This is a genomic window from Pseudomonas sp. NPDC089741 (genome assembly GCF_044748825.1).
In the GTDB taxonomy this organism is placed as follows: Bacteria; Pseudomonadota; Gammaproteobacteria; order Pseudomonadales; family Pseudomonadaceae; genus Aquipseudomonas; species Aquipseudomonas helmanticensis.
In genome coordinates, this window is sequence record NZ_JBIVGT010000048.1 from 1 (window position 1) to 11237 (window position 11237).

The window sequence follows — 11237 nt, forward strand, 5'->3', positions numbered from 1 at the left end:
CGTCTGGAGGCTGGTGCGTTCAATGCGCTTGCCGCGCACCACACCATTCATATCCGCAATCAGAAGGTCAACGTACAGAACCTCAGGATGTTCCTTAAGGAACGCGTTCGCTTCGTTAAGCTGAACGGCACGCGGGGGTACCGACATGATGCAACACCTTTGTTGTTAAAAATATCAATCATTGATCTTTTCTGGTTTCAGTCAACCCGAACGGCATGCCGAAGTCAAGCGAGGCCTTTTTTGCCCTAAAAAAGCGCTGTGAGGGCATTTATGGGGCACTTTGAGGCGTTTTTTTGACCTTGGGACGCTTGGCACCCGCGGGCTTGAGCAGGCCGTGTTGTATTTTTTACGGGGGTGTTGTGTAAAAAAATGAACAAGGCTAAGCTCGGATCAAACCCATAACAGCAATAATACCGGGGTGCTTCATGTCTCGCCTGCCGTTAATCGGCATCACCGACTGCTCGCAACAGTCCGGTCTGCATGCTCATCACATCAGTGGCGACAAATCCGTCCGTAACGCAGCCAGCATGGCGCGCGGTCCGTTGACGACAGTCTCGTCGGCAACAGGCAAAACGGCAGCGTCCGATATTCTGGACGTACGACAAGGCATCCCGTTTATGGCGTTCCCCTCCAATATAGATCGCTTTCACCTCCAAAGCCTGTGCCGCTTCCCAAGTGGTGCTCACGATTCTGCACGCCTTGCTGCTCGTCTTCAGTGTGCACAGGAAATGCAACGCCAGCGTAAAGGGCAGGTAAGCTCCTCTTTCATTGTCTATGCGCGGTGCCTGGCGTAAGCCCGCACTGCGCACAAGCAAGCCCCCTTTAACGCGACGCCCCGGCGTCAAACTTTGCCTGACACTACGTCAGGAGACTCAGCCCAGAGGCATCTATGAGTAACAACCTCGACCAGCTCACCGATTGGTTGAAAGACCACAAGATCACAGAAGTCGAATGCATGATCGCCGACTTGACCGGTATCACCCGTGGCAAGATTTCGCCGACCAACAAGTTCATCGCCGAAAAAGGCATGCGCCTGCCAGAAAGCGTGCTGTTGCAGACCGTGACCGGCGATTACGTCGAAGACGACATCTATTACGAACTGCTCGACCCGGCCGACATCGACATGATCTGCCGCCCCGATCAGAACGCCGTGTACCTGGTGCCGTGGGCCATCGAGCCGACCGCGCAGGTGATTCACGACACCTACGACAAGCAAGGCAATCCGATCGAGCTGTCGCCGCGCAACGTCCTCAAGAAAGTCCTCAAACTCTATGCCGACAAGGGCTGGCAGCCGATCGTGGCGCCGGAAATGGAGTTCTACCTGACCAAGCGCAGCGACGACCCTGACTATCCGTTGCAGCCGCCAATCGGTCGCTCGGGCCGTCCGGAAATCGGGCGTCAGTCGTTCTCCATTGAAGCGGCGAACGAATTCGATCCGCTGTTCGAAGACGTCTACGACTGGTGCGAACTGCAGGAGCTGGACCTCGACACGCTGATCCACGAAGACGGCACGGCGCAGATGGAAATCAACTTCCGTCACGGCGATGCACTGTCGCTGGCCGACCAGATTCTGGTGTTCAAGCGCACCATGCGTGAAGCCGCACTCAAGCACGACGTGGCCGCGACCTTTATGGCCAAGCCGATGACGGGCGAGCCGGGCAGTGCGATGCACTTGCACCAGAGCATCATCGACATCGAGACCGGCAAGAACGTTTTCTCCAATGAAGACGGGACCATGAGCCAGCTGTTCCTGCACCACATCGGTGGTTTGCAGAAACTGATTCCCGAGCTGTTGCCGCTGTTCGCACCGAACGTCAATTCGTTCCGCCGCTTCCTGCCGGACACCTCGGCACCGGTGAACGTCGAGTGGGGCGAAGAGAACCGCACCGTCGGCCTGCGCGTGCCGGATGCCGGCCCGCAGAACCGTCGCGTGGAAAACCGTCTGCCGGGCGCCGACGCCAACCCGTACCTGGCGATTGCCGCGAGCCTGCTCTGCGGCTACATCGGCATGGTCGAGGGCCTCAACCCGAGCGCACCGGTGGTCGGTCGTGGTTATGAACGCCGCAACCTGCGCCTGCCGCTGACCATCGAAGACGCGCTGGAGCGCATGGAAAACAGCTCGACCGTCGAGAAATACCTGGGCAAAACTTTCATCACTGGCTACGTCGCGGTCAAGCGGGCCGAGCATGAAAACTTCAAGCGCGTGATCAGTTCGTGGGAGCGTGAGTACCTGCTCTTCGCCGTCTGATACGCCAGGCGCGGCCCTCAAAAAGCCGCGCCTTCACCGATAACAAGGAGAATTGGCATGACCAGCAACAATCCGCAAACCCGCGAGTGGCAAGCACTCAGCAATGATCACCACCTGGCGCCGTTCAGCGACTTCAAGCAGCTGAAAGAAAAAGGCCCGCGGATCATCACCAACGCCAAGGGCGTTTACCTGTGGGACAGCGAAGGCAACAAGATCCTCGACGGCATGGCCGGTCTGTGGTGTGTCGCCATTGGTTACGGTCGCGATGAACTGGCCGATGCCGCCGCCAAACAGATGCGCGAACTGCCGTACTACAACCTGTTCTTCCAGACCGCGCACCCGCCGGCACTGGAATTGGCCAAGTCGATTGCCGACGTCGCGCCAGAAGGCATGACCCACGTGTTCTTCACCGGTTCCGGCTCCGAAGGCAACGACACCATGCTGCGTATGGTTCGTCACTATTGGGCGATCAAGGGCCAGCCGAACAAGAAAGTCATCATCAGCCGCAAGAACGGTTATCACGGTTCGACCGTGGCCGGCGCGAGCCTCGGTGGCATGACGTATATGCACGAACAAGGCGACTTGCCGATCCCGGGCATCGTTCACATCGCGCAACCGTACTGGTTCGCTGAAGGTGGCGACATGTCCCCGGAAGAGTTCGGCATCTGGGCGGCCAATCAGCTGGAAGAGAAGATTCTCGAAGTTGGCGTCGACAACGTCGGTGCCTTTATTGCCGAGCCGATCCAGGGTGCCGGTGGCGTGATCATTCCGCCCGACAGCTACTGGCCGCGCATCAAGGAAATCCTCGCCAAGTACGACATCCTCTTCGTCGCCGACGAAGTGATCTGCGGTTTCGGCCGTACCGGTGAGTGGTTCGGCAGCGATTTCTACGACCTCAAACCCGACATGATGACCATCGCCAAAGGCCTGACGTCCGGCTACATCCCGATGGGTGGCCTGATCGTTCGCGACAGCGTTGTTGCGGTGCTCAACGAAGGCGGCGATTTCAACCACGGCTTCACCTACTCCGGTCACCCGGTGGCGGCAGCGGTGGGTCTGGAAAACATCCGCATTCTGCGCGATGAAAAAATTATCGAGAATGCGCACAACGAAACGGCACCGTATTTGCAGAAACGTCTGCGGGAACTGAACGATCACCCATTGGTGGGTGAAGTTCGCGGTGTCGGTCTGTTGGGCGCGATCGAGCTGGTGCAGGACAAGGCCACTCGCAAGCGTTACGAAGGCAAGGGTGTCGGCATGATCTGCCGCCAGTTCTGCTTCGACAACGGCCTGATCATGCGCGCTGTCGGCGACACCATGATCATCGCGCCGCCGCTGGTCATCAGCAAGGCGGAGATCGATGAGCTGGTTACAAAGGCACGTAAATGCCTGGATCTGACCCTCAGTGCGTTGCAAGGCTAAGTGCTAGGCTCTGAGCGGGGGAGCCGCGGCGCTCTCGCTCAAAGCTGTCAGAAAGGCTGGTCTTTTCTTGAAAGACCGCCTCGGATCTTGCCAGACTAGCCGCGGTTCCAGTTGTCCGGGTTCGGCCGCTGAACAAAGTGGTTCAAAAAAGAAAAATTTGGAGCATTACGCATGAAGGCATTAGGCAAAAAGCTCGCTGGCAAGACTCTGCTCGCCATGTCCCTGATGGGAATCATGGCGGCTGCGGCTCAGGCGGACGACAAGGTGTTGCACGTCTACAACTGGTCCGACTACATCGCCCCGGACACCATCAAGAAGTTTGAAGACGAGTCGGGCATCAAAGTCGTCTACGACGTCTTCGACAGCAACGAAACCCTCGAAGCCAAACTGCTCGCAGGCAAGTCCGGCTACGACATCGTCGTACCGTCGAACAACTTCCTCGCCAAACAGATCAAGGCCGGTGTCTACCAGAAGCTGGACAAGTCCAAGCTGCCTAACTGGAAGAACCTCAACACTGATTTGCTCAAAGCCGTGTCGGTCAGCGACCCGGGCAACGAGCACGCTTTCCCGTACATGTGGGGCTCGATCGGCATCGGCTTCAACGCCGAGAAGGTCAAGGCTGCACTGGGCGCCGATGCACCTGTCGATTCGTGGGACCTGATCTTCAAGCCGGAAAACGCTGCCAAGCTGAAATCCTGCGGCATCAGCCTGCTCGACTCGCCAACCGAGATGATCCCGGTGGCGCTGCACTACCTGGGCCTGCCAACCGACAGCCAGAAGAAAGAAGACATCGACAAGGCTGAAGCGCTGATCATGAAGGTCCGTCCTTCGATCGCCTACTTCCACTCGTCCAAGTACATCTCTGACCTGGCCAACGGCAACATCTGTGTGGCCGTGGGTTACTCGGGTGACATCTACCAGGCCAAGTCCCGCGCGGCTGAAGCCGGTGACAAGGTGAAAGTCAGCTACAACATTCCGAAAGAAGGTGCCGGCAGCTTCTACGACATGGTCGCCATCCCTAAAGATGCCGAAAACGTCGAAGGCGCCTACAAGTTCATGACCTTCCTGCAGAAGCCGGAAATCATGGCGGAAATCACCAACGCTGTGCGCTTCCCGAACGGTAACGCCGCTGCAACCCCACTGGTCGATAAAGACATCACCAGCGATCCGGGCGTTTACCCACCGGCTGACGTGCTGGCCAAGCTGTACGCGATTGCCGACTTGCCGGCCGCGACCCAGCGCATCCTGACCCGCAGCTGGACCAAGATCAAATCGGGCAAATAAGCCGGTTTGCAGCAACAACCGCTGGCCGTCGTCCCCCGCGAAGGCGGCCAGCGGATTAATTAAATGACAGAAAGTTTTGCTGGAACGGTTTTTGAGGGTAAGTTGCGCGCCGGTTTTGTTGCCGGGCAGCCATGGCTGTCATGCAGCGCGGGGCAACTTGGGCCCAACTAATTTAGAGGACCTCCACTTGCCTATTTTTTCTTCTTTGCGCAAAGCCCTGCTGGCCACTGCCGGCCTGACGATTGCTGTCGGAGCCCAGGCCGCCGGTACGGTGCATATTTATAACTGGTCGGACTACATCGGCGAGACGACCCTGGCGGATTTCCAGAAAGCCACCGGGATCAAGCCGGTCTACGACGTCTTCGACTCCAACGAAACCCTGGAAGGCAAACTGCTCGCCGGGCGTACCGGTTACGACGTGGTCGTGCCGTCAAACCACTTCCTCGGCAAACAGATCAAGGCGGGCGCGTTCCAGAAGCTCGACCGTGCGCAACTGCCGAACTATTCCAATCTCGACCCGGCGCTGCTCAAGCGTCTGGAACAGAACGATCCGGGAAACCTGTACGCCGTGCCGTACCTGTGGGGCACCAACGGCATCGGTTACAACGTCGATAAAGTCAAAGCCGTGCTGGGCATCGACAAGATCGATTCCTGGGGCGTGCTGTTCGAACCCGAGAACATCAAGAAGCTGCAGAGTTGCGGCGTAGCGTTCCTCGATTCGGCGGATGAAATGATGCCGACCGTGCTCAACTACATGGGCCTGAACGCCAACAGCACCAATCCCAAGGACTACGAAAAAGCCACCGCCAAGCTGCTCGCGGTGCGTCCTTACGTGACCTACTTCCATTCCTCGAAATACATCGGTGATCTGGCCAACGGCGACATCTGCGTAGCCATCGGGTTCTCCGGCGATATCTTCCAGGCCAAGCACCGCGCCGAAGAAGCCAAGAAAGGCGTGAACATCGCCTACTCGGTACCGAAAGAGGGCGGCGCGCTGTGGTTCGACATGCTGGCGATTCCGAAGGATTCGTCGAACGTGAAGGAGGCTCATGCCTTCATCAACTATCTGCTGAAACCTGAGGTGATTGCCCAGGTCAGTGATTACGTCGGATACGCCAACCCTAACCCTGGGTCGGACAAGCTGATGGAACAATCCATCCGCACCGATGAGTCGGTGTATCCGCCGCAGGCCGTTATCGACAAGGCCTACGTATCGACCGAGTTGCCACCGAACATTCAGCGCCTGATGACCCGCAGCTGGACCAAGGTCAAGTCGGGGATGTAAGGCACACACTATCCTGGGTTCGCCTTGCGGGGCGGACTGCATTGTTTTTTTCTGGGAGTTTCGTAAATGGCAGTTGCCTCCGGCGCCTATAAGAAAGCCCTCGAGGGCGACCAGACACCGAAACAGGTGTTGGTCAAAGGCGGCCCTGTCACGCCTTATGTCGCCGAGACGATTGCCGTGGACGATGTGTCCCTGGAAATCAAGAAGGGCGAGATCTTCGCCCTGCTCGGCGGTTCGGGATCGGGCAAATCCACTCTGCTGCGGATGCTGGCAGGGTTCGAACGGCCCACGGAGGGGCGCATTTTTCTCGACGGCGTCGACATCACCGACATGCCGCCGTACGAGCGACCGATCAACATGATGTTCCAGTCGTACGCCTTGTTCCCGCACATGACCGTGGCGCAGAACATTGCCTTCGGCCTCAAGCAGGACAAGATTCCGGCGGCTGAAGTCGACGCCCGCGTGGCCGAGATGCTCAAGCTCGTACAGATGAGCCAGTACGCCAAGCGCAAGCCGCATCAACTGTCTGGCGGTCAGCGTCAGCGTGTGGCACTGGCGCGTTCGCTGGCCAAGCGGCCGAAGCTGTTGCTGCTCGACGAGCCGATGGGCGCACTGGATAAAAAACTGCGTTCGCAAATGCAGCTGGAGCTGGTCGAGATCATCGAGCGCGTGGGTGTGACCTGCGTGATGGTGACGCACGACCAGGAAGAGGCCATGACCATGGCCGAGCGCATCGCGATCATGCACCTGGGCTGGATCGCCCAGATCGGCAGCCCGATCGACATCTACGAAACCCCGACCAGCCGTCTGGTCTGTGAATTCATCGGCAACGTCAACATTTTCGAAGGCGAAGTGATCGACGACGCCGAAGGCCACGCGACCATCACCTGCAAGGACCTCGACCGGCAGATCTACGTCGGCCACGGCATCAGCACCTCGGTGCAGGACAAGTCGGTCACCTACGCGATCCGTCCGGAGAAACTGCTGGTCACCGCCGATCAACCGACCTGCGAGTACAACTGGTCGAGCGGCAAGGTGCATGACATCGCCTACCTAGGCGGTCACTCGGTTTTCTACGTCGAGTTGCCGAGCGGCAAGCTGGTGCAATCCTTCGTTGCCAACGCCGAACGCCGCGGCGCACGTCCAACCTGGGGCGATCAGGTTTACGTGTACTGGGAAGACGACAGCGGCGTGGTACTTCGCTCATGAACATGCGCAAATTCAAACGCCGCCTCAATCGAATAATCCCCAATGGCCGGCAGCTGGTCATCGGGGTCCCGTTCATCTGGCTGTTCCTGTTCTTCATGCTGCCGTTCTTCATCGTCCTGAAGATCAGTTTTGCCGAAGCCGACGTGGCCATCCCGCCGTACACCGAGATCTACACGTACGCCGAGCAGAAGCTGCAACTGCTGCTGAACCTGGGCAACTACTCGATGCTGGCTGGCGACGAGTTGTACATCGCTGCCTACCTCGGTTCGTTGAAGATGGCGCTGATCAGCACCATTCTCTGTCTGGTGATCGGCTACCCGATGGCCTACGCCATCGCCACCGCGCGTAAAGAGATGCAAACGGTGCTGGTGCTGCTGATCATGATGCCGACCTGGACCGCGATCCTGATCCGCGTCTACGCGTGGATGGGCATCCTCAGCAACAACGGCCTGCTCAACGGCTTCCTCATGAGCATGGGGTTTATCGACGAGCCGCTGCAGATCCTCAACACCAACCTCGCGGTGTACATCGGCGTGGTTTACTCGTACCTGCCGTTCATGATCCTGCCGCTGTACGCCAACCTGGTGAAGCACGATCAAAGCTTGCTGGAAGCAGCCTCCGATCTCGGTTCGAGCACCTTCAACAGCTTCTGGAAAATCACCATTCCGCTGTCCAAGAACGGGATTATTGCCGGCTGCATGCTGGTCTTCATTCCGGTGGTCGGCGAGTTCGTCATCCCGGAACTGCTTGGCGGTCCGGAAACCCTGATGATCGGTAAAGTGCTCTGGCAAGAGTTCTTCAACAACCGTGACTGGCCGGTAGCGTCTGCGCTGGCGGTGGTGATGCTGGCGATCCTGATTGTGCCGATCATTCTGTTCAACCGCAGTCAGGCCAAGGAAATGGAGGGTAAAGAATGAAGCGCTTCCGTTTCTCCAGCCTGATGCTGGTCCTGGGTTTGTTGTTCATCTACCTGCCGATGCTGATCCTGGTGATCTACTCGTTCAACGCCTCCAAACTGGTGACGGTGTGGGGCGGCTGGTCGATCAAGTGGTACGTCGGCCTGCTCGACAACACGCAACTGATGGGCTCGGTATTGCGCTCGCTGGAAATCGCCTGCTACACCGCGGTCGCCGCGGTGGCACTGGGCACACTGGCAGCGTTCGTGCTGACGCGCATCACCCGCTTCAAGGGCCGTACGCTGTTCGGCGGCCTGGTGACGGCGCCGCTGGTGATGCCGGAAGTGATCACCGGTCTGTCGCTGTTGCTGCTGTTCGTGGCCATGGCGCAGATGATCGGCTGGCCGCAAGAGCGCGGCATCGTCACCATCTGGATCGCTCACACCACGTTCTGTGCGGCGTATGTGGCGGTGGTGGTGTCGGCGCGTTTGCGTGAGCTCGACCTGTCGATCGAAGAAGCGGCGATGGACCTCGGTGCACGGCCGTGGAAGGTGTTCTTCCTGATCACCATCCCGATGATCGCGCCATCGCTGGCGGCGGGCGGCATGATGTCCTTCGCCCTGTCGCTGGACGACCTGGTACTGGCGAGCTTTGTCTCCGGCCCGGGTTCGACGACCCTGCCGATGGAAGTGTTCTCGGCGGTGCGTCTGGGCGTGAAGCCTGAGATCAACGCCGTGGCCAGTCTGATTCTGCTGGCGGTATCGATCGTGACTTTCATGGTCTGGTTCTTCAGCCGCCGCGCCGAAGAAGCCCGCAAGAAAGCCATCCAGCAAGCCATCGAAGAAAGCGCAGCCGATTCGTGGAAGCAACCGGACGTGCGCCGCGCGTCGGCGCCGGAGGCGGCTTAACAGCAAAAGATCGCAGCCTGCGGCAGCTCCTACAGGGAACGCATTCCAATGTAGGAGCTGCCGCAGGCTGCGATCTTTTGATTTTGCCCTCAGTTCACCCAAGGGGAATTGCGGATGACTTCGACGAAGTTCATCGGCTTGAACCCCGGCTCCTGATCCTTCAGCACATCGGTCTTCACATTGCCGAACGTGGTCTGCGGACGATGGCGCAAGCCATCGGCGAACGCGCAGATGATGCACTCCTTGAAACCTTCCCCACGCGGGTGCGCATGCACCACCGCTTCACGCTGCACGCTACTGAACGCCGCGTAATCCATGCCCAGCACGTCCATTTCCACACCAGCCGTCACCAGCGCCACGGTTGGGCGCAGATGCTTCGGCACGCCCGGTGTGGTGTGCAGGGCAATCGACAGCCAGACTTGTTCGATGTCGTCATCGCTCAACCCGTACGGCTTGAGAAACGCCGCCGCCGCGTTGGCACCGTCGACTTCAAAACGCTCGTCATCGCTGCGATGGCCTTCGATCAGACCGAGGTCATGGAACATTGCGCCGACATACAGCAGCTCGGGGTCGTAGGCCAGTTGCTGGCGTTCGCCACTCAACGCGCCAAACAGAAATACCCGGCGCGAATGGTGATAGAGCAAGTCGGACTCGATGTCGCGGATGTAGTCGGTGGTGGCGCGGGCGAGGGCGCTGTCGGGGATTTTGATGCCGGCAATGGTCGTGCTCATGGGAGGTTTCCTCACTGAAACGCCGTCGTGGCGCTGATGGACAAAGTCTGTTCCCTGAGACGCTAAACGGACAATCAACGCATGGCTGCGATCCTTGCCAATCCACCTGCAAATCGTGCCAAGCTAAAAGATCGCAGCCTGCGGCAGCTCCTACAGGTATCCACCTACCCATGTAGGAGCTGCCGCAGGCTGCGATCTTTTGCTTTGAAGGGGAATCAACAGCCATGAGTAAAACCATCGCCATCGTGGTGTTTTCAGGTGTGCAAGCGCTTGACGTCACCGGCCCAATGGATGTGTTCGCCGAGGCCAATCGCTTCCTCGCGCCGCAAGATCACTATCAGCTCGAAGTGATCGGCCTGGAAAAAACACCGATGGCCTGTTCCAACGGCTTGATCCTCAACGCCCATCGCCATTTCAGCGAAGCCCTCGACGCCTATGACCTGCTGTTGGTCGCCGGCGGGCCGCAGCTACCGTTCATGGATTTCGGCAGTGTGTTCGACACCTGGCTGCGCGAGGCCTGCGCACGGGCGCAGCGCTTCGGCTCGATCTGCAACGGTGCATTCATGCTGGCGCGCGCCGGCTTGCTGGAAGGGCGTACCGTCACCACACACTGGAACGATGCCGAGGCGTTGGCGCAGTTGTGTGCGTCAACGCGGGTCGAAGCGGATCGCCTCTACGTCGAGGACGGCACGCTCTATACCTCGGCCGGGGTCACGGCGGGGATTGATCTGTCGTTGTATCTGCTGGCGCGTGATCACGGCGCGGAAGTGGCCTTGAGCGTGGCCAAGCGACTGGTGGTGTTTACCCAGCGCTCTGGCGGACAGTCGCAGTTCAGTCCGTTCCTCACGCCGCACGCGGAGCCGACGTCGGCAGTGGCGATGGTGCAGCTGTACGTGCTGGCCAATCTCACTGGCGACCTGACGATTGCCGATCTGGCCAATGCGGCGAACATGAGTGCGCGCAACTTCTCCCGGGTGTTCGCCCGGGAAGCCAAGGTCACGCCGGCAGAGTTCGTTGAGCAGGCGCGGGTGGATGCGGCGCGGGTGATGCTGGAAAGCACCATGGCGCCGTTGAAGACGGTGGCGTATCAGTGCGGGTTTCGCGATGCGCAACATATGCGCAGTGTGTTCAACCGCCGATTGGGCGTGACGCCGCAGCAGTTTCGGCTGAATTTTGCGCTGCTGCTCTGAGGTTGTGTAGTGCTCTTCAGGGCCTCATCGCGAGCAGGCTCACTCCTACAGTTAACCGCGTTCC

The 11237-nt window shown here is 59.0% G+C and carries 10 protein-coding genes and 1 pseudogene; 9 read left to right on the forward strand and 2 right to left on the reverse strand.

The window, feature by feature from the left end:
- Nucleotides 1-147, reverse strand: a pseudogene (locus tag ACIPZE_RS27345) (glutamine synthetase); the annotation flags it as partial.
- A gap of 278 nt (nt 148-425) precedes the next feature.
- Between ACIPZE_RS27345 and ACIPZE_RS27350 the strand changes: the two are divergent.
- From ACIPZE_RS27350 to ACIPZE_RS27385, 8 genes are all read left to right on the forward strand, one after another.
- Nucleotides 426-794, forward strand: a complete 369-nt coding sequence (locus ACIPZE_RS27350) for a glutamine amidotransferase (protein WP_400776503.1) — start codon at nt 426-428, stop codon at nt 792-794.
- Nucleotides 795-889: 95 nt separating this feature from the next.
- Nucleotides 890-2248, forward strand: coding sequence for a glutamine synthetase family protein (locus tag ACIPZE_RS27355; RefSeq protein WP_129395970.1), 1359 nt, complete (start codon nt 890-892; stop codon nt 2246-2248).
- 57 nt (nt 2249-2305) lie between these two features.
- The gene (locus ACIPZE_RS27360) at nt 2306-3670 is read left to right on the forward strand and encodes an aspartate aminotransferase family protein (RefSeq protein WP_400776505.1); all 1365 of its coding nucleotides are present in this window, start codon (nt 2306-2308) and stop codon (nt 3668-3670) included.
- 171 nt (nt 3671-3841) lie between these two features.
- On the forward strand, nt 3842-4954 hold the full coding sequence (locus tag ACIPZE_RS27365; protein WP_008085325.1) for a polyamine ABC transporter substrate-binding protein: 1113 nt from the start codon (nt 3842-3844) through the stop codon (nt 4952-4954).
- A gap of 187 nt (nt 4955-5141) precedes the next feature.
- The gene (locus tag ACIPZE_RS27370; protein ID WP_400776507.1) at nt 5142-6239 is read left to right on the forward strand and encodes a polyamine ABC transporter substrate-binding protein; all 1098 of its coding nucleotides are present in this window, start codon (nt 5142-5144) and stop codon (nt 6237-6239) included.
- Nucleotides 6240-6305: 66 nt separating this feature from the next.
- Nucleotides 6306-7448 (forward strand): ABC transporter ATP-binding protein, encoded by a 1143-nt coding sequence (locus ACIPZE_RS27375; RefSeq protein ID WP_400776508.1) that lies wholly within the window; start codon nt 6306-6308, stop codon nt 7446-7448.
- A 35-nt stretch (nt 7449-7483) separates the two neighbouring features.
- Entirely contained in the window at nt 7484-8365 is an 882-nt protein-coding gene (locus ACIPZE_RS27380) for an ABC transporter permease subunit (RefSeq protein ID WP_174823987.1), read from the forward strand.
- On the forward strand, nt 8362-9252 hold the full coding sequence (locus tag ACIPZE_RS27385; protein WP_283438426.1) for an ABC transporter permease subunit: 891 nt from the start codon (nt 8362-8364) through the stop codon (nt 9250-9252). Before ACIPZE_RS27380 ends, ACIPZE_RS27385 begins: the two co-directional genes overlap by 4 nt.
- 89 nt (nt 9253-9341) lie before the next feature.
- On the opposite strand, the gene ACIPZE_RS27390 is transcribed toward ACIPZE_RS27385, so the two are convergent.
- Complete coding sequence (locus ACIPZE_RS27390) at nt 9342-9983, reverse strand: HD domain-containing protein (RefSeq protein WP_283438427.1); 642 nt, start codon at nt 9981-9983, stop codon at nt 9342-9344.
- 224 nt (nt 9984-10207) lie between these two features.
- Here ACIPZE_RS27390 and ACIPZE_RS27395 point away from each other — a divergent pair, with 224 nt between their 5' ends.
- Complete coding sequence (locus ACIPZE_RS27395; RefSeq protein ID WP_400776510.1) at nt 10208-11173, forward strand: GlxA family transcriptional regulator; 966 nt, start codon at nt 10208-10210, stop codon at nt 11171-11173.
- Nucleotides 11174-11237: the final 64 nt, after the last annotated feature.

Coding starts and splice junctions, on each gene's coding strand:
- ACIPZE_RS27360 (WP_400776505.1), top strand. CDS start 2,306: ATGACCAGCAACAATCCGCAAACCCGCGAGTGGCAAGCACTCAGCAAT.
- ACIPZE_RS27390 (WP_283438427.1), bottom strand. CDS start 9,983: ATGAGCACGACCATTGCCGGCATCAAAATCCCCGACAGCGCCCTCGCC.
- ACIPZE_RS27365 (WP_008085325.1), top strand. CDS start 3,842: ATGAAGGCATTAGGCAAAAAGCTCGCTGGCAAGACTCTGCTCGCCATG.
- ACIPZE_RS27375 (WP_400776508.1), top strand. CDS start 6,306: ATGGCAGTTGCCTCCGGCGCCTATAAGAAAGCCCTCGAGGGCGACCAG.
- ACIPZE_RS27385 (WP_283438426.1), top strand. CDS start 8,362: ATGAAGCGCTTCCGTTTCTCCAGCCTGATGCTGGTCCTGGGTTTGTTG.
- ACIPZE_RS27395 (WP_400776510.1), top strand. CDS start 10,208: ATGAGTAAAACCATCGCCATCGTGGTGTTTTCAGGTGTGCAAGCGCTT.
- ACIPZE_RS27355 (WP_129395970.1), top strand. CDS start 890: ATGAGTAACAACCTCGACCAGCTCACCGATTGGTTGAAAGACCACAAG.
- ACIPZE_RS27350 (WP_400776503.1), top strand. CDS start 426: ATGTCTCGCCTGCCGTTAATCGGCATCACCGACTGCTCGCAACAGTCC.